The following is an 18118-nucleotide window of genomic DNA, read 5'->3' as shown; positions in this document are numbered from 1 at the left end:
ACCATCTCGGCCTCACCGCACTCAGAGGTGGATCGTGTTGGTAGCCATTCTGTTGGCGGTTCTTCTCATTCCATGCTGCGGCGGGTTGGGTTTACTCGCCTGGAAAGCTTGGAAAACAGGTGCCGACTCACCCAACGAGGCTATCAGTGAGCTATTTCAGGCATTGAAATACGACGATATCGACAGGCTTTCGAATAGCCTATGCGCATCCGACAGGTCCGAGTCTGCCGATATAATCCAAAACTTTCGTTCAGGGCTTGAGATGGGAGGATTCGAACTACAAACCATCACCTGGCAGCGCTCAGGCGACAACAACACCGGGAAACAATCAATCGATTACACCCTCGCTGTATCCAAGGACACGAAGCGGTACAAAATACAGCGAAACGCAAAATTGCAGCTAGTCGAAGAACGTGGCTGGCGCGTTTGTGATGTAACTGGACTCAAAATATGACTCATCTACGCCGGACCCTTTCTTTGCTGCACACCGCGCAGCAAAGAAAGAGCCCCGCTAAGGCCTTCTAACGCAACCGGGCATCCCAAGCTGTGGCAGCGGTGGTTACGGCGTCGTCTCGGGTTTGGGTGGCTTCTTCGGCGGTTAGGGTTCGGTCGGGGGCGCGGAGGGTCAGAGCGAAAGCCAGCGACTTTCGGCCCTCCGGCACCTGCGCACCCGCATAGACGTCGAACAACCGCACCGACTCGAGTAGCTCGCCGGCCCCCTCGGCCAAGGCCTCCTCGACTTCTCCCGCCGGCACGTGCTCGTCCACTACGAGCGCCACGTCCAGCAACGCCGGCGGGAACGGCGAGATCACGGGCGCGGTCGGCACGGCTCCTAGCGGGAGCGCATCGAGGTCGAGTTCCATCGCGGCCGTCCTCGGCGGCAACTCCAGGGCCGCCACCACGCGCGGGTGCAGCTCACCGGCGTGACCGATCACTCGGCCGTCGACCACCAGAGCGGCGCAGCGACCCGGGTGCCACGGCGCCAATTCTGCGCGCTGCACCTCGATCGCCACTCCGGCGGCTGCGCCGACCACCCTGGCGGCCTCGACGGCGTCGGCCCAGGAGGCCGCGCGGCCGGGGCCCCACCAGCCGGCGGGGTCCCGGTCACCGGTCAGCACGACGGCGACGTGTCGCGGCTGCTCCGGCACGGCCGCGAACAGCGCCGCCAGCTCGGCCTCGGTCGGCCGCCGGTCGACGCCCAGGCGCGGTGCCGCACCGGCCGACTCGTCCGGCCGGAACACCAGCCCTATCTCGAACAGCGACACATCGCGCTGCCCACGGCCCAGGTTGCGCGTGACGGCCTTCAACAGACCCGGCAGCAAGCTGGTCCGCATCTCCGGCTCGGCGTCCGACAGCGGGTTCGCCAGCCGGACCGCCGACCGCCGCGGGTCGTCGGGCTCGAGGCCGAACGCGTCGTGGACGGCCGGGGACACGAACGGGTAGCTCAGCACCTCGACGAACCCGGCCTCGGCCAGCGCCCGCGCGACGGACCGGCGACGCCGCTGGTCGCCGGTCAGGCCCGAGCTGGCCGGCGTCGGCGGCAGCAGCGACGGGATGTTGTCGTACCCCTCCAGCCGCGCCACTTCCTCGACCAGGTCGACCGGATCGGTCAGGTCGGGACGCCAGGACGCCGGCAGCACCCAGAGCTCGTCCTCGCCCGCGGTGGTCACCGTGCAGCCCACGTCACGCAGCCGACGCTCCACCACCGACCGCGAGTACTCCACCCCGATCACGCGGGACGGCAGGGAGACGGGCAACCGGATCGGCGGAACCGGGCGCCGGGCGTCCAGATCCAGCACCCCCGGATCCGCCACGGCACCGCCGTACTCCACCAGCAACCGCACGGCCGCCTCGGCCGCCACCGCGGTCATCTCCGGGTCGACGCCGCGCTCGAACCGCTTCGACGCCTCGCTCGGCAGCTTGTGCCGCCGCGCGGTGCGGGCGACCGACACCGGATCCCAGTGCGCGGCCTCGATAAGCACCTCAGTGGTCTCGGCGGAAATCTCCGTCGTCGCGCCGCCCATCACCGCCGCCAGACCGATCGGCCCGGTGTCGTCGGTGATCAGCAGGTCTTCCGGCGAGACCGCGCGGTCGGCACCGTCCAGGGTGGTGACCCGCTCCCCCACACGCCCGCGCCGCACCACGATCGGCCCGGTCAGAGCGGACCGGTCGAACGCGTGCATCGGCTGGCCGAGTTCGAGCATCAGGTAGTTCGTGACGTCGACGGCGAGCGAGATCGACCGCACCCCGGCGGCCTGCAGCCGCCGCTTCATCCACTCCGGCGACGGCGCCGACGGGTTCAGCCCGGTCACGGCCCGCGCGTAGAACCGATCGCAGCCGTCGGTGTCTTCGACGACGACCGGGTACGGCACCTCCGACGACGCCAACGGCACGGAATACGTCGACGCCGGATCCCGGAACGGCACCCCCAGCGACGACGCCAACTCCCGCGCCAGCCCGCGCACCGAGAAGCAGTACCCGCGGTCGGGGGTGATCGCCAGCTCGAAGATCACGTCGTCGAGGCCGAGCAGGGATCGCGCGTCCGAGCCCGGTTCGAGGCCGGAAGGCAGCGACGAGAACGCCAGGATCCCGCTGTGGTCGTCGCTGATGCCGAGTTCACGGCCCGAGCAGATCATCCCGTCGGAGACGTGCCCGTACGTCTTGCGCGCGGCGATCGCGAAGCCGCCCGGCAGCACCGCACCCGGCAACGAGACGACGACGTACTCCGCCGAAGCCACGTTCGGAGCCCCGCAGACGATGCCCCGGCTTCCGTCCGGACCGTTGAGGGAGGGACCGACGTCCACCCGGCAGTACCAGATCGGCTTCTTGAAGCCGGTCAGCTCCTCCGCCGACAGGACCCGGCCGATGACCAGCGGGCCGACGATCTCGGCCCCCGGCTGATGAACCGCCTCCACCTCGAGCCCGGCCCGGACGAAGGCCGCGTCGATCTCCTCGACGGAGCGCCCCGCGAGGTCGAGGTAGTCGCTGAGCCAGGACACCGCGACGCGCATCAGATCTCCATCCCGAAAGCCTTCGAGAACCGCACGTCGCCCTCGATCATGTCTCGCATGTCAGTGGCCTCGTGCCGGAACTGCAGCGCGCGCTCGAGGCCCATGCCGAACGCGAAGCCCGTGTACACGGAGGGGTCGATACCGCACGCGATCAGCACCCGCGGGTTGACCATGCCGCAACCGCCCCACTCGATCCACCGCGGACCGCCCTTGGCCTGCGGGAACCAGACGTCGAACTCCGCCGACGGCTCGGTGAACGGGAAGTAGGACGGACGCCAGCGGGTCACCGCCTCCGGCCCGAACATCGACTTCGAGAAATGGTCGAGCGTGCCGCGCAGGTGCGCCATCGTGATGCCCTCGTCGACCACCAGGCCCTCGATCTGGCTGAAGACCGGGGTGTGGGTCGCGTCGAGCTCATCGGTGCGGAACACCCGGCCGGGAGCGACGATGTAGATGGGCGGCTTCCGCGAGAGCATCGTCCGCGCCTGCACCGGTGACGTGTGCGTCCGCAGCACCAGGCCGTCTTCGGGCGGCTCGACGAAGAACGTGTCCATCATGGTGCGGGCCGGATGGTCGGGGGCGATGTTCAGCGCATCGAAGTTCAGCCACTCGGCCTCGATCTCGGGGCCTTCGGCGATCTCGTAACCCATGCCGATGAACAGGTCGCTGACCCGGTCGAACAACGCCGCGACGGGGTGGCGGGCACCGCGCGGACGCCGGTCGAACGGCAGCGTCACGTCGACGGTCTCCTCGCGGAGCACCCGCTCGTCGCGCTCGGCGATCAGCACCGCCTCGCGGGCGTCGTACGCGGCCTGCACGGCCTTGCGGGACTCGTTGACGCGGCGGCCGGCGTCGGCGCGGGCCTGCGGCGGCAGGGCACCGAGTTCGCGGCGGGCCAGCGAGACCGGTGCGCGGTCGCCGAGGTGCGCGCTCTTCGCCGCACGCAGCGAGTCGAGATCAGCAACGTCGGCGAAGGCCTTCTCGGCGTTCAGCACGGTGTCGCCGAGCGCCTCGGAACTCAGGAGAGCGACCTGCTTGGGGTCGTAGGTGTCGTTGGGTCCAGACATGCGAGTGGGGTTCCGTCCTCCGACTGATCGCGCGCGAGGGCGAACGCCACTGCAGCGCGCGGGATGACCAAGTTCGGGCGGCTGCGCCGCAGCCCGCCGGCGTTCGGAGCGTCAGGCCCGACCGGCGGGCCGGGGAAACTCGTGCCGGTGGCGCACCGCTCGCCCCTCCTCGTGCCGCGCGACCCGGGTGGTCGTGATTGCTTGAAACTTTAGCGGATCGTTCCGACCGGTAGTCAGCGCGCTACGCACGCTCCCCAAAGCGTGTCCGGTCGGTGTAAGCCGCGGTAGAACGAACTACTTAGGTGGACGCCGCTGAGCTCGCGCCGACGCGTAGAGGCACACCGCGGCGGCGGCGGCCAGGTTCAGGCTCTCGGCCCGGCCGTGAATCGGGATGCGTACCCGGCGGTCGGCCAGCGCGGCCACCTCGCCCGGCAGGCCCCGGGCCTCGTTGCCGAACACCCACGCCGTCGGCCGCGCCAGCTCCCCGTCGTCGGCCAGTTCGTCGAGGTCGGACTCGCCGTACCCGTCGGCCGCGAGCACCTGCAGCCCCGAAGACCGCAGCGAGGCCACGGCCTCGATCGCCGGCACTCCCCGCACCACCGGCGGATGGAACAGGCTGCCGGCCGAGGACCGGACACATTTTCCGTTGTAGGGGTCCACGCTTCCCTCGGTGAAGACGACGCCACTCGCGCCGGCCGCGTCCGCGGTGCGCAACACGGTCCCGGCGTTCCCGGGGTCCTGGATCTCGGTCAGTACCGCGACCAACGGCCCGGACACCGCGGACATCGGGACGTCCAGGAACGAGCACACCGCGACCAGTCCCTGGGGCGACACGGTCTCCGACAGTCCGGACATACCGGCGTCGTCCACGGTGATCACCGGAACCGGCGCCGCCGACAGGAATCCCGCGTATCTTGCCAGCGCGGCAGGCGTAGAAAAAATGACGGAGGGCGCACCGGGGGTACTCGCCGGGAGAGCCAAGGCCTCGCGGACCGCTTGCGGTCCTTCTGCCAGGAACTGGCGGACGTCGTCGCGCCGCGAACGGCGGGTCAACCGCCGAGCAGCAGCGACCCGAGGAGTCCGACCGCTCGCGAGCGGTGGATCCTCGGGTCGCAGAGGCTGAGCGGAAGGCCTGGTCAGGCCGCGTCCTCACGCGGCGCCGACGTGTCTTCGGGCAGTGCGGCCTTCGCCACAGCGATGATCGCCGCGAACGCGGCGGCGTCGTTGACGGCGAGGTCGGCGAGGACCTTGCGGTCGACCTCGATCTCGGCGAGACGCAGGCCCTGGATGAAGCGGTTGTACGTCAGGCCGTTGGCCCGGGCCGCGGCGTTGATGCGAGTGATCCAGAGCTGGCGGAAGTCACCCTTGCGCGCCTTGCGGTCGCGGTAGGAGTACGTCGCGGAGTGGAGCAGCTGCTCCTTGGCCTTGCGGTAGAGCCGCGAACGCTGGCCGCGGTAACCCTTCGCGGCCTCGAGGGTGGTCCGGCGCTTCTTCTGGGCATTGACCGCCCGCTTCACGCGTGCCACGGGTACACCTGTCCTTCTTGTGGTCGTCGTCCGGTACCCGTAATCGGGCGGCGACGATCAGTGGTCAAGGGAAGTAGAAACTAAATACCGAGCAGGCGCTTGATGCGCTTGGTCTCGGTGGGCGCGAAGTCGGTCGTGCCGTCCAGCCGCCGGGTACGGGTGCTGGACTTGTGCTCCAGCAGGTGGCGGCGGTTCGCCTTCTGGCGACGCAGCTTGCCGGTACCGGTCAGCTTCACGCGCTTCGCGGTGCCCTTGTGGGTCTTGTTCTTCGGCATCAGTTTCCCTAGTCGTTTCGGTGTTCAGGCGTACCGGGGCGCGGCGCCCGTTCGCCGGGTGCCGCGCCTCCCGTTACGCGTCAGACGTCCGCCGGGGCGTCCGTCTCTACCTCTTCACCCGAGCCACGCTGGCCCGCGGTCTTCAGTGCGCGGTGCGGGGCCATCACCATGATCATGTTTCGGCCGTCTTGACGCGGCGACGACTCGACGAAGCCGAGTTCGGTCACCTCGTCGGCGAGCCGCTTCAGGAGCCGGAAACCCAGCTCCGGACGGCTCTGCTCGCGACCGCGGAACATGATCGTGATCTTGACCTTGTCGCCGGCCTTGAGGAACCGCACCACGTGACCCTTCTTGGTCTCGTAGTCGTGCGGGTCGATCTTGGGCCGAAGCTTCATTTCCTTGATCACGGTGAGGCTCTGGTTGCGCCGGGCCTCCCGTGCTTTCTGCGCGCTCTCGTACTTGAACTTTCCGTAGTCCATGAGCTTGCAGACGGGCGGCCGCGCGGTCGGCGCGACCTCAACCAGATCCAAGTCGGTGTCCTGGGCGAGGCGCAGGGCCTCGGCAACCGGAACGATGCCGACCTGCTCTCCTTCAGGACCGACGAGACGCACCTCTCGGGCGCGGATCTGGTCGTTCACACGCAGCTCTACGCTGATGGGACCTCCTCGGACGTGCTTCTAGTCTGCTGACCTGCCCGGTGGTACCCCACGAACGAAAAGGCCCCAGCGCATGCTGAGGCCCACTCGACCGGTCTATTGACGTGATCAACACGTCAAACCATGACCGGACCCTGCTACCTGACGGCGGCGAAGGTGGGAGCGGGGCTCCACTTGGCTGCCACCCGCTGGGAGCGGACGGCTGGTCGTTCTGCCAGGGTACCAGGCATGAGTTCTGAACACCCAACGAGCGATGTGCATTCCCTCGACCCCGACGTCCGCGACCTCGCGGACATCCCCTCCGTCGAGGTCATCAGCCGCGCCGCGGTCATGCTGATGAGTGCTGCCGCCGAGCGTCTCGGGCTCGCTTCCGACGATCCCGACGCCTCCCCCCACCGCGATCTGGACGAGGCGCGACGGCTGATCACCGCGCTGGCGGGACTGGTCACGTCGTCGGTGGAGTACCTGGGCGCGCACGCGGCACCGTTGCGTGACGGGCTCTCGAGTCTGCAGAAGGCGTTCCGCGAATCGTCGGTCATCCCGGACCCGCCGGGGCAGGGCCCGGGTGAGAAGCTGACCGGCCCGGTCTACTGACGGGTAATGGCAGCGGCGCTATTCGAGCCCGACCGATTCGTGACGTTCCGTGATCAGAGGGCGGTTTCGGCCTCGGATTCGGGGCGGGCGCTGGTTGTGGTGGTGGCGCGGCGCAGCGGGATGGCGGTCGGTGTGCGGAAGCCGAGTGATTCGTAGAGGGGTCGGGCCGGCGATGAGGCGTGGACGTCGATGGTGGGGACGCCTTGGTCGTCGAACCAGGTGAGCAGCGCGGTGAGGGCGAGGCGGGCAGCGCCTTGGCGTCGGTGCGGTGGATCGGTGGCTAGCCATTCCAGGTAGCCGATGCGCCCGGTGGGCCGCCGCGGGCTGGGTATCCGGTGGTCGATGACGCCGACCGCAGTGGCGATGGGCCGGTCGGTAGCGTCGACGGTCACGAAGGCCGCGATGTTGTTGCCGGCGGCGAGCCGATCGCGGGCCGCGGCTTCCCACCCGGGTGAGGCCACGTTTGTGCCGAGGTCGTGGAACATCCCGGTGACCAGAATGAGGACGCGCGGCAGGTCAGCGGTGGTTGCGGCGCGGACGGCGAATTGGGGCATGCCCGCGACTGTGGCAGGCCCATCGGTGTGGAGTCAGTCGTATTACGGCTGCTCAGGGTCGTGTGCGTCGGGGGCTTCGCGCTTCGAGGCAGGGCATCCGGTCTTTCGCGATCGCTGCGACCCAGCGGTTGGCGGTGTCGATCTTGACGCCGAGGAGGTCCGCGACGGCCGGCGTGGGCAGATCCTCGAGGAACGCAGCCCGGCGGCCCACGACGCCGGCCCCGTATCCGCTGGTTGCATCGCTCCGGCGTGCCGAGCGGTCAACGATTGCTGCAACAGGCGGTTGCGGTACTCGTCCGACGCGCCGGTGTAGGTCGCGGTCGTCGAGGCGTAGACGTGTCCGACCTGTTCCTGCATTGTCTTGAGCGGCCGAGCCATCCGGGCCTGTGACCTGCAACGTTTCATTGTGGACGTTGTCTTTGACATGTCACGTAGGTGCATGGCATGGACTTTCAGTAGAGACCAATCGTTACCGGTTTGGGACGCCAGCGGGTGGCCTGCGCCGTGTCATGGGTCGTGGTGCCGGCGTACGGCTTCGAGTGCAGAACAGCGTGCGCCATCGACTACACAGCAGCTAGCGACGTCTGTGAATTCAGCGGCAGGCTTGCGGTCGAGCCGACTTGCGAACGGTCGGCTAAACCCAGCCATATCGATCGGTCCCGTGGCGTCCGGATCCGAATTGAGGACGTTGCGACGCACCGAAAATCCTCAGACCTGCGGGCGATGCGTGAACCTCAGTCGGCCCTGCTGCCCATTAGGCAACCGCTTGCCGTCGTAGGTGCGGATGAAATCTCGGCCCAGGCGATCGCAATTGGCGATCACCTGCTCTCCCACGTTCGCCAGAACCACGCCGAAGCCGGTCCCGGGTGTCGTCCCGACACCGAGATCGCCGTTCCTGCCCTGGCCTGTCTCGTCCGCGACAAGCACTTCCAAGCAGGTTAGTGGCTTGGAGGTGCGCTGAGCGATCTCCGCGAGTGCCCACGCTTGCTCCACGGGGCTGTCGAACCCGTACCAATACACGAGCGCCGACCCGGATTCGGACACCTGCCCTGCGAGTTGAACTGCCGAAAGGCCGCCTGGTTGAGCAGCGAACGGGTCGAACGGGTCGATGTGGACGACACAATGGCTACCGGCGCAAGTGTCGAGCCACTCGGCTACCGCGGTCATGCCGTCGCGCTCGACGACCTGACATCGAGACAGCTCGAGGTCCCGCCCCCAGCGTCGTAAGTCGTCCGCGCTGACCGGGTCCACCTCACAGAACAGATACTCGGAGGTGTCACCGAGCAATGTCATCGCCTGGAGCGCTGATCCTGGGTAACGCGCTCGTCCGGTCGAGCTGAACCTGCGCAGCGCGTGAGCGTATGCGGATGAGCCCAGCGTTTCGACTACCGAAGACACCTCGAGAAAGTGACCCACGCCGTAGTTCCGCTCCTCGTCGTGCACCAGGTCGTAGGCGCCGCTGCCCGCATGGCTCTCGGCGTAGTGCGTCGGTTCGAGAGCTCCAAGCGCCTCGCACAACATGAGGTGCTTCCACACGTCGCTTGCCTTGCCGAAGTGTCGGTTAGCCATCCAGCGACGATGCCAGGCGCATCCTGCACTCACCACCTCATACCTGGGTAAGGCCGAGGTGGGACGGCTGTCAAGGCTCTGTACCGGAACCCGTATGCCGAGAGGTGGCCACGCGGCGTTCGCCGAGTGCCTGCGCGAGTTGTTCTCGGACCTTGCGGTTCTCCTCGGTCAGCGGCCGGATCCGTTGGTTGGCAGCTTCGAGCCTGCGCAAAAGGGAGGCGTTCGAGGACCGCTGCCGGGCGGGGATGGGTGTCGAAGGGGCTCGCCGGTGGAGGTCGCGGAGGCGTTCGATCCCGGCCCGGATGTCGGGATGGGCGTAGAGCCAGGACCGGGAGACCGCCGCGGCTTGGGCGACGGCCTCGAGACTGACGGGGCTGCCCTCGGCGTCGAGGGTCCGCAGGGCTTGGATCGCCTTTGCCCGGGTGAGCTCGTGGCGTTGCTGGGCGGCGGCGATGATGCGCCGGGAGTCGTCAGCTCGCATCCGCAGCCTCCCGCCCATCGGGGCCAGGGTTGGCCTCCAGCGCGGTAAACGATGTTGTCGAGGTTGCCCAGGACTTGCTCGTTCATCTCTGCCACACAGAGCTGGCCGCTGCCGGGAGCCCGCAGAAGCCGTTGGGCAGGGCCTGAGTGACGCGGCCGAGGCGTTACTTGGCCCAGTTGGCCTCGGCCGGCGGCCCGCCGGGGTCGATGGTGACGGTCTCGCCCTTGGCGTTGACCTTGCGGGCCTTCTCCCAGTGCCGGCGCACGGTGGCGTCGTGTAGTCGGGCGTAGTGCGCCGTCATGTCGCCAGAAGAGTGATCGAGCAGGACCCGGACGACCTCTTGGGGGATGTCGCGGTTGATCAGCCGGGTGCCGAAGGTGTGCTGCCATTGGTGCGGGGTCAGATGCACTGGGCGTGCGTGCTCGTCGCGGACGTCGCATCGTTGCAGCCAGTCCCGCAGTTGGCACCGCGTCGCGGTGCGCGGCCAGCGCGCCCTTGCGGCGCCGCGCCCGGGCCTGCTCGACCATCCCGTCGGCGGCGTCGAAGAGCGCCTGGATCTCGTCGTAGGTCAGCGGACGCCGCCGCGGGTCGCCCTCGTAGTCGCTGACGTGGACTTGCTCCGGTGCCCGCCCGAAGCGCTCCAACCACACCTTCGGCCAGCCATATCGCGGGTCAGTGGCGTAGTCGAGGAACTGCCGGATCGACCCGACATAGCTCCGCGCGGTCGATGGGGCGATCGGCCGAGCGCCTGACCTCAGATGGTCGAGGAACGCCTCCACATCGGCCGGCCCAACGACCACGGGTACTCGTTGGAGAACTCCACCCCGAACACCGCCTCGGCCGGGTCCAGATGAGCAGGCCCCCGGCGGCAGCACAGACAGCGCTGACCCCCAGCCGACTCCGCTCCTTCACGATGCATCTAACGCAACATCGATGAACCGGTTACGGCCCTGCCCGCAGATTGCCTGCTCAGCGACGCGACGGGGCTGCTCAGAAGCACCCCTGCCGCTAGGGTTCCGAGTAGCACATTCGTGACATCAAAGTGCCGAATGATGCATCAGATGCAATTCAGCCACTTCTGCCCAGCGGAGCTCCCCGGGCGGCCATGAACGGGATCGGGTTCACGGCCTCGCCGTTGACCCGCGTCTCGAAGTGCAGGTGCGGTCCGGACGAGTTCCCGGACGAACCGACCCGGCCGAGCGGCTGCCCGGCCACCACGGTCTGGCCGACGGTGACGAACGGCCGCTGGACCATGTGGCAGTAGCGCGTGGTCAGCCCGCTGGTGTGGGCGATCTCGACGTACCAGCCGCAGCCCTTAACGCTGATGCCGCCGTCGACGTCGCAGTTGCCGGTGGAGGCGTTGCATTTGGCGGTGATCACGATGCCGGCGCTGGCCGCGTGGATCACCGTGAACCTCGGGACGATGATGTCCACGCCCTGGTGGCTGGGCCGGTCCGGCGGCCGGAACCCGCTGCCGACCTGACCGAGCGCCGGGACGGTCCAGCCGGCGCCGGTGATCTGCCCCGGCGCCGCGCACCGGATCGGGTCTCCCTGGGTGGCGACGACGCCGTTGGCGGCTCCCTTGGTGAGCCGGTTCACCAGGAGCGTCGCGAACGACTCCCAGCGCGCGTAGCGCTCGGGGAACGCGGAGATCTGCACGGCTTGTGCGACGTCGGCGAGCCGCCTCTGATTCCAGCCGGGTTGGCGGAGCAGCTTCTCGTAGAACTTGGCCGACGCGTAGCTCGGGTCGGCCAGCCGCTGGGTAGGCGTCCGGGTGTCGGTGGCGGTGGCCGGGGCATTGCCCCAACCGCTGCTGGGACGCTGCTGGAACAGACCGACCGAGTCGTGATCGGTGGCGACCGTGTAGTTGTGCAGGAGGCTCTCCTGCAATGCGGTGGCCAGCGCGATCACCCAGCCGCGCGGCGGCACCTGCATCTTCTGACCGACGCCGACGATCGTCGCGGCGTTCTGCAGCTGGTCGGCGGCCAGACCGTCGATCTTGACGTCGTCGTCGACGGTGAAGCCCAGCGAGCCGCAGCCCTCCTGGGCGTTCTCGGCCGAGTCGCGCATGCTCTGGACGATGCCGCTGAAGACCATCGGGGTGAAGCCGAGGCAGAGCAGGGAGCCGGCCGCGAACACGCAGATGCCGATGATGACGAGCTTGCGGAGCCGGTTCGGGCTCTCCGGATCGGGGGGCGCGGCCGCGTCGGGGCGCAGGTCGATGGCCATGGGGGGTGTCTCACTCCCCCAGGTCGATCGTGGCGACCCGCCAGCCGGCGTCGGTGCGCACGCACAGGACGGTGGCCGGACCGGCGTTGGTGGGGACCGCGACCCGGGCCGCGGTGTCGCTGAGCGGGGTGGCCGTCGGCTCACCGGTGACCGTCGTCGCCGGATTCGTCGTCGGGTCGACGTCCTTCAGTTGGGCGGCGAGGTCGGGTGACGCATAGCGTTCCAGGCCGGCGAACCACTGCTTCTGGGAACGGCCGTCGGTCGGTTGGAGCCAAGCGCGCACGAACGATTCACCGGCCCGGGTCGCGCCGTCCGGCGCTTCGGTCGTGGGTGAGCTGCCGGTGTACACGCTGTCGTCGGGACCGGTCGACGTGACCGTGGTCGGCCGGGGTCGCGGGGCGGTCGGTTCCCGGTCGGCCGCGACCTGGCCGAAGACGCGCGCGATCAGGATGATCCCGCCGACGACGACGGCCAGTACGAGCGCGGAGAGCACCCGGTAACCCGGCCGGCGCAGGTGCACGCCCGCCGGTAGCCGTGGCATTCTCGTGCTCCTTCATCGTGCGTCTACTCGGGTCGGCTGCCGGCGGTTGCGTCTTCGCGGGGGACGCGGCGGGACTCCGGCCGTATGTCTGGTTCGACAGTCCGGAAGCCGCTGTCCGGTCGGTAGATCACGAACCGCTCCTCGGACTCGACCGGGATCGACTCGCCGCGAGTCGTGGCCGGGTCGCGATAGTCGACGCCGCGGCCGCCCTCGGGCCGGGCGCTCTCCGGGCGGCTTCCGTAGCTTCCGGGTATGTCCGGCTCGGAGTAGCCGCTGTTCGCGGCGACGCGGTCCGGTGGCCGGGTGCCGGGGTAGTCGTGGGTACTCGCGCCTTCGGGGCGGATGACGGTGCCGTCGATGGTGGTGGCGCTCGTTCCGGAACGGTTCGTGCCGGAAGGGTTCATCCCCGACGCGGAAGTGACCGGGGAGTCGTCGCGCAGGCGGGCACGCCGGGCGGGGCCACTCTCGGTGGCGGTCCGGTCGCCGGCCAGCGTGGCGTCGGTCGGGGACTCGCCGGCGCGGAGGAAGCTGTGGTCGCGGCTCCAGGACTCCGGGCGGGCTTCGGACTGCCGGTCGTGGGCGTCCTCGGCCGCGCGGTTGCCGATGAGGGCACCGGCGGCGACGAGGCCGGCTTGGCGGGCGTCGCCGAAAGCACGGCGCCGGACGGCGCCGAGACCGCCGACGAGGTCCTGGAACGGGTTGCCCCCGGCAAGCGACGTCAGGCGGCGGAAGGGCCGGAGCAGTAACCACATCACCAGGCCGGTGAGGAAAATGAGCAGGATCTGCTGCCACCCGGCGAGGGATGCCGTGCTGGTGATGAGTTCCAGGGCGAGGAGGTAGACGCTGGCGCCCACTCCGAAGATGACGCAGTTGAGGATGGCCGCGACGACGGTTCGGAACAAACCCCGGAGGGGACCGGATGCCGGGCGCAAAATTCCGACCACAGCTATGGCGGGCAAGAATGCGACCGCAAGCCTGATGATCAAGAACGCGATGATAATAAGGACAGAGGCCATCAGGTCAAACGGCGCGGCAACCAACGCCGCAACTAGGGCGGTCATCGAGGATCCGATACGTGCAGTGCCTTGCTTTCCGGTCAAGTATTCATACGCGTCAGGGTCATCTTTTTTAATATCAGCAGCAGTCTTCTTCCAATCCTCCTGCTTTTGCTTAACGAGCTCGTCTCTGCGACTAGGGTCAGAGCGTATTATTGCCGCCTCTTCCCAACTAAACACGGAGGCCGAATACAACTGTTCGCCGTACTTCTTGGCCGTTTTACTGTCCGCCGAGCCGAGCTCACCACTCAACCACTGATTAAAGAGGACAACATTGGTAAGTACGCCGCTCGCTTTTCGTTCGGGGAGCTCATCATCCTGACAACGAACCGCACCGCACTGACGATCCTCGCCAGGATGGAGCGCGCTATTAACTGTATTCAAAGATCCAGTAAGCGTATTGTCTGCGACATGAGCGGCGCGCATAGGCCAAGCAGCAACGGCAGTTGTAACGACCATGACGAGCACGGCCCAGCCTGCGAGGCTCGCCGCGTCCGAGAGATCGCCACGCTTTGCGCTCCACATTAGCCAAGCGCCGACCAAGACTACTGTAAGAAAGCCTACCACGGTGAAGATTTTGTGATACAAGGCCGAACTTGCCGAGCCGACCAACTCATCCGTCCAACCCCACATTGACGCAGGGTCGTATGCGTGTTCACGAATGGTATTCGTAACACCGACAATAAAGACGGAGACGCCCATCACCATATTGGCAACGCTGGTGTTAACGAGCGCATCAGGAGCCACGGCGCCGTCTGGACCGCATCCGAGGTCGTAGGTGTGATATTGGAGGCCAGCGTAGCCATAGTCGTCATAAAGAGACGATTCAACCGCCTGCCGACTACTTGCAGATTTAGAGGGCTCCTTGAGGAAGAAGCTGCCCGCGCCCGTGTCGGGCATGGCTGGGGTGGGGGGGTCTAGGCAATCGACCACGCTACTGCTCGGCAAACACGCCGCCGGGTCGCTTGGGCCGCAGGCGGCTTGTGCCGGCCGTACGCCCGGCGACGCGAACAGCGTCGCTACCGCGACCACCAGTACCGTCAGTACCCAAGCCACGACCCGCCCCGCCGGCAACCCCCGGCGACGGCCATCGATCACGTCCGCCTGCTCGGCCTCAGCGGCAGGCACGACACGCAGGGTCACCGGGCATCACCCTCCTGGCCGGCGATCCGGCCAACATCGCCGAGTGGATCGGCGGTGGTGTCAAGGTGTTCGAGCAGCCCCGCCACGTAGGCCAGGTCTGCCCGGAATTTCTGGACCCGGCCGTCAACGTCACGCATGACGAATTCCCGGTAGCCGAGCCGCTGATCGTTCTGACTATCTGCAACGGACAACTGCGCCAGCGTGTTCTCGTATCCGATCCCACGCTGTACACCGAGCATACGGAGCGCCTGGGCGGCGATCTCCGGATCCTCCGCAATACGACCCACGAAAACCGTGGACACAAGGTTCTGAACATCCAGCCCCAAGATGTCCACCGGGTTCTGCGACGCCGCCAGCGCGGCGATGTTCCATTTCCGCGAGTCCCGGGCGAGCCTGGTGAACAGCGCCCGCCCCGACCCCCACCCGGCCAGGAAGTGCGTCTCGTCCAGCGCCACGAGCTTGCGCTCGTGCATCGCCCGCCCGTACGCCCGGCGGGTGGTGAACGCGGTGGCCAGGTGCAGCATCGGCAGCGCCATGCGCTCTTCGAGCTGCCAGAACTCCCGGTCGATGGTCAGGTCCGGCAGCGCCAGCCCGGCCATCGTGATGACGGTCAGCACGGATTCGTCCTGTCCGTAGGACGCCGTCGACCGGCCGAAGAACAACCGCGACAACGGCATGTCCCGGACGTCCCCGAGCGTCTCGGCCAGCTCCGAGCCCTCGTCGCCGAAGGTCGCGACGGTCGCGATCAGATCGTCGAGCGTCGCCCACTCCTCCGGCTCCACCTGACGCGCGGCCCGCTGCAACAGGATCGGTGACGACCGCTCCCGCTGGATCTGCGGCGGCAGCAACATCATGCAGATGTCGGTGGCGAGCGCCTTCCGTTCCGCGCGCGCCGCTGCCACCGCCGACGTCCACTCGGCGTCACCCAGCGCGCCGGCCGGGAAGTGCTCTCGCCGCGGCGTCGGGATCAGCCCGTACGGCGCCAGCGTCCCCGGCTCGCCCCGGGTCAGGTTGTAGACCTTCGAGAACGGCGCCAGCTCGGGCATCGTCGCCAGCCGCGCCAGCGGACCGGACGGGTCGAGGATCGTGCACTGCACCCCGCGCCGGGCAGCGAGGTACGCGATACCGCCCATCAGCGTCGACTTACCACCACCGGGCTCGGCGACGAACACCGCGAGGCCGGACCGCTCCCGCACCTCGGTCGCGTAGTGCGGATCCCACATGACCGGCCGGTGCGACGTACCGCACGTCTCCCCGATGATCGGACCGCGCCGGTCACCGATCGCGGCCGCGGCCTGCGGGATAGCCGCCGCGAAGTACTTCGCCGGCATCCGCCGCAGGTAGCCGGTGTTCGCGACCGGCTGCCCCGGGATGAACTCGTCGAGCAGACGCAGCTGGTCGCGCGGATGGTTCAGCGTCATCCGGATCGACCGGTAGTGGTCGGTCAGCGCACGGGCCCGCTTGAGGCACTCCTCTTCGGTGCGTCCGGACACCGCGATCCGGTGCCACCCGTGGACCCGGGCCGCGTCCAGATCGAGCCCGGTCGACATCTCGTCGGAAATATCCAGCGCACGCTGGGCCAGCCGCTCCAGTTCGGGCGGAGCGTCCATCTCGTGCTCGTGGTAGTCGCGCTGCTGCGACCGGATCGTCAGCAGCTTGTGTTCGAGCGACCGCAACGCATCGCCCTGGCCGAGCACGTCGACCCGGCTGGAGATCTCCATCGGCCAGGGCAGTTGCTCGTGGAAGTGCAGCCACGGCTCGTGCCGCTCCGGGATCGAGAGCTCTTCCATCCGCCCGAACGTCAGCACCGCGACGTGACGCTCGACGTACTCGTCACCGATGCGCGACTGCAGCTTGACCGTGCTGCCGTACGGGCTCCGGTACCGCATCGTGTGTTCGGTGAACGCCAGCAGGTCGCCGGTCTCCCAGCCACCCGACTCGGCCGGCGACAGCGCCGGAGGCGGCGGCATGCACAGCGCCACCGACCGGTGGATCAGCCACTCCACCTGCTTCGCCGTCGCCGGGCGCGCCTGCATACCGAACGCGCCGAGTACCTCGTCGAAGCGTCCGACGAGCTGTTCCAGACGGTTGCGCTCCGCGTTCCCGGACCCGCGCTTGCGCAGCGCGTTGAGCGTCTCGATCATCTGCTCGCGCATCGTGCGCCGCTGGAAGACGACGCCGAGGTAGACCTCGCCCTCGGCGAGGCTCGTCGCGTGCAGCCGCCGCTGGCCGGCCTCGAGGTGGTCGGACCAGCTGGGTGCACCGCGGACGTCCGGCACCGGGTGCGGCGTCAGCGCGGCCATCCGTCGCGCCCAGCCGACGGCCGGGTACGGACGGTTGGTCCGTCGCATGTGCAGCCGGTAGCCGCCGAGCGCCGCGTACTGCGCCGCGATGCCGAGCAGGATCGACGTGCGCTCCTTGTCGGCCCGGAACGCCCACTGGATGTCGGGCAGGTGGTACCACGCGGTGACGTCGTTGCGGGTGAAGGTGAGATGCCCGGCGATCTCGCGCAGCTCGAGCTCGTGGACCGCCTGCCGGTCCTTCCGGTCCTTCGGCGGACGGCTCTTCACCCGTCGTGGCTTCTGTTTCTTGTTCGGACGCTCGTCCCGCTCGCGTTCCGGCTCGACCGGATCGGCGGGATCCAGCGCGGGGTAACGCTCGGGCGCGGGCACGTACATGGCCGGCGGCCCGGATTGCGGCGGCGCCGAGGCCGGGATGCCGGTGACCGGGCGGCTCGGTACCCGCGACGGCGGTGCGACCGCGACGGACGCCGGGTGCGTCGGCAGGGTCGACGGGGGTGCGGCGTTGCGCGGTGCGGCGTTCATCGGGTGCTGCACCGGCCACGGCGCCGGGCCGGGGCCGCGCTCGAGCCCGTCCGCGCCGACCGTGCCGGACACCGGGCGACCCACCGGCCCGGACACCGGGCGCGAGCCCGGCCGCTGCGGCCCCTGCGGACCGCCGGGTCCCACGATCGGGCCGGAGATCGGCCGGGACGGTGCACCGCCGTACCCGGCGGGACCACCCGGCTCCACGATAGGACCGGAAATCGGGTGCGACGGGCCGCCGCCGTAGTTGGACGGGCCGGCTGGGTCGCCGGGACCCACGATCGGACCGGAGATCGGCCGGGACGACCCGCCGACGTAACCGGCCGGACCGTCGGGGCCGGACGGGCGGCCAGGGCCGCCAGGGCCGCCAGGGCCGCCAGGGCCGCCAGGGCCGACGATCGGGCCCGAGATCGGACGTGAGGGGCCGCCGCCGTACCCGGTTGCCCCGTCGGGACCGGCCGAGCCGGGGCTTGCGCCTGGCCCGCCGCGCCCCGCGGGACCACCGGGGCCGTTACCCGGACCACCGGGGCCGTTACCCGGACCACCGGGGCCGTTACCCGGACCACCGGGGCCGTTACCCGGACCGCCACGG

Annotated in this window: 15 protein-coding genes and 1 pseudogene; 2 read left to right on the top strand and 14 right to left on the bottom strand. The window is 68.7% G+C overall.

Going from position 1 to position 18118, the window contains the following annotated elements; all coding sequences use genetic code 11:
• The first annotated feature begins 34 nt into the window (after positions 1–34).
• Positions 35–454 carry a hypothetical protein gene (locus ACIBZJ_RS10280; RefSeq protein WP_395927694.1) on the top strand — a complete coding sequence of 140 codons (420 nt, stop codon included), beginning with the start codon at positions 35–37 and terminating at the stop codon, positions 452–454.
• A 67-nt stretch (positions 455–521) separates the two neighbouring features.
• Here the strand turns inward: ACIBZJ_RS10280 and pheT are convergent, their stop codons facing one another.
• The 6 genes from pheT to infC all read right to left on the bottom strand — a co-directional run bounded on the left by pheT (position 522) and on the right by infC (position 6535).
• On the bottom strand, positions 522–3011 hold the full coding sequence (pheT, locus tag ACIBZJ_RS10275; RefSeq protein ID WP_395927692.1) for a phenylalanine--tRNA ligase subunit beta: 2490 nt from the start codon (positions 3009–3011) through the stop codon (positions 522–524).
• Positions 3011–4078: a phenylalanine--tRNA ligase subunit alpha gene (gene pheS, locus ACIBZJ_RS10270; RefSeq protein ID WP_395927690.1), complete on the bottom strand. Its 1068-nt coding sequence runs from the start codon at positions 4076–4078 to the stop codon at positions 3011–3013. The genes pheT and pheS overlap by 1 nt, the downstream gene beginning before the upstream one ends.
• Positions 4079–4372: 294 nt before the next feature.
• On the bottom strand, positions 4373–5218 hold the full coding sequence (locus tag ACIBZJ_RS10265; RefSeq protein ID WP_395927794.1) for a TrmH family RNA methyltransferase: 846 nt from the start codon (positions 5216–5218) through the stop codon (positions 4373–4375).
• On the bottom strand, positions 5215–5604 hold the full coding sequence (gene rplT / locus ACIBZJ_RS10260) for a 50S ribosomal protein L20 (RefSeq protein ID WP_395927689.1): 390 nt from the start codon (positions 5602–5604) through the stop codon (positions 5215–5217). The genes ACIBZJ_RS10265 and rplT overlap by 4 nt, the downstream gene beginning before the upstream one ends.
• 80 nt (positions 5605–5684) lie before the next feature.
• Entirely contained in the window at positions 5685–5879 is a 195-nt protein-coding gene (gene rpmI, locus ACIBZJ_RS10255) for a 50S ribosomal protein L35 (RefSeq protein ID WP_035850665.1), read from the bottom strand.
• A gap of 80 nt (positions 5880–5959) precedes the next feature.
• Entirely contained in the window at positions 5960–6535 is a 576-nt protein-coding gene (infC, locus tag ACIBZJ_RS10250; RefSeq protein ID WP_395927792.1) for a translation initiation factor IF-3, read from the bottom strand.
• Positions 6536–6763: 228 nt separating this feature from the next.
• On the opposite strand from infC, the gene ACIBZJ_RS10245 reads away from it, so the two are divergent.
• Positions 6764–7129 (top strand): DUF1844 domain-containing protein, encoded by a 366-nt coding sequence (locus ACIBZJ_RS10245; RefSeq protein WP_395927686.1) that lies wholly within the window; start codon positions 6764–6766, stop codon positions 7127–7129.
• Positions 7130–7182: 53 nt separating this feature from the next.
• Here ACIBZJ_RS10245 and ACIBZJ_RS10240 read toward each other — a convergent pair whose 3' ends face one another.
• The 8 genes and pseudogenes from ACIBZJ_RS10240 to ACIBZJ_RS10205 form a co-directional block, all read right to left on the bottom strand.
• Positions 7183–7683 carry a GNAT family N-acetyltransferase gene (locus ACIBZJ_RS10240; RefSeq protein WP_395927684.1) on the bottom strand — a complete coding sequence of 167 codons (501 nt, stop codon included), beginning with the start codon at positions 7681–7683 and terminating at the stop codon, positions 7183–7185.
• Positions 7684–8391: 708 nt separating this feature from the next.
• A complete protein-coding gene (locus tag ACIBZJ_RS10235; RefSeq protein WP_395927682.1) occupies positions 8392–9252 on the bottom strand; it encodes a hypothetical protein in 861 nt (286 codons plus the stop codon).
• Between the two features lie 70 nt (positions 9253–9322).
• The gene (locus ACIBZJ_RS10230) at positions 9323–9733 is read right to left on the bottom strand and encodes a DUF6262 family protein (RefSeq protein ID WP_395927680.1); all 411 of its coding nucleotides are present in this window, start codon (positions 9731–9733) and stop codon (positions 9323–9325) included.
• A gap of 100 nt (positions 9734–9833) precedes the next feature.
• Positions 9834–10184: pseudogene (locus ACIBZJ_RS10225) on the bottom strand (tyrosine-type recombinase/integrase); the annotation flags it as partial.
• A 617-nt stretch (positions 10185–10801) separates the two neighbouring features.
• Entirely contained in the window at positions 10802–11962 is a 1161-nt protein-coding gene (locus tag ACIBZJ_RS10220) for a M23 family metallopeptidase (RefSeq protein ID WP_395927678.1), read from the bottom strand.
• A 10-nt stretch (positions 11963–11972) separates the two neighbouring features.
• Positions 11973–12503 (bottom strand): hypothetical protein, encoded by a 531-nt coding sequence (locus tag ACIBZJ_RS10215; protein WP_395927676.1) that lies wholly within the window; start codon positions 12501–12503, stop codon positions 11973–11975.
• A gap of 23 nt (positions 12504–12526) precedes the next feature.
• Positions 12527–14701, bottom strand: a complete 2175-nt coding sequence (locus ACIBZJ_RS10210; RefSeq protein WP_395927674.1) for an MFS transporter — start codon at positions 14699–14701, stop codon at positions 12527–12529.
• The gene (locus ACIBZJ_RS10205; protein ID WP_395927672.1) at positions 14698–17733 is read right to left on the bottom strand and encodes an ATP-binding protein; all 3036 of its coding nucleotides are present in this window, start codon (positions 17731–17733) and stop codon (positions 14698–14700) included. Before ACIBZJ_RS10205 ends, ACIBZJ_RS10210 begins: the two co-directional genes overlap by 4 nt.
• Between the last annotated feature and the right edge of the window lie 385 nt (positions 17734–18118).

Source organism: Cryptosporangium sp. NPDC051539, assembly GCF_044454545.1.
GTDB lineage: Bacteria > Actinomycetota > Actinomycetes > Mycobacteriales > Cryptosporangiaceae > Cryptosporangium.
Note: the sequence above shows the minus strand (reverse complement) of the source record. Positions and strands in the feature narration are given on the sequence as shown.